Source organism: Erwinia sp. PME.40.26/001 (assembly GCF_055556675.1).
The window spans coordinates 1-243 of sequence record NZ_JBVHNP010000374.1 but is presented as its reverse complement, the minus strand read 5'-3'; the positions used below and the strand labels follow the sequence as shown (position 1 = coordinate 243).

1 protein-coding gene is annotated in these 243 nt (G+C 66.3%); it reads right to left on the bottom strand.

The genetic code is table 11. The features are described from left to right. Positions 1-243, bottom strand: a 243-nt coding sequence (locus tag ACZ3HG_RS24605; RefSeq protein WP_465335124.1) for a hypothetical protein, incomplete at both ends; no start/stop codon positions are given.

Genomic DNA, 243 nt, shown 5'->3' with positions numbered 1-243 from the left:
CAGGACGAGGTCGTAGTCGGCCTCGATCGTGGCGAGAGCCTCTTCCAGCTTCCACACGTCGCGCACGCTCGGGTGCGGACCGTCGAAGTTGATGGCCGAGGGGCTGCCGATGAGCACGTCGATCGTGCCGGGGTGGACCTTCGCCCAACCGCTCGAGGTGATCGCCTGACGGACGACCTTCTCCTTCGGGTTGGCCAGGACGTCGGCGATGTTCAGCCGACCGGCGACCTGGATGTCCATACC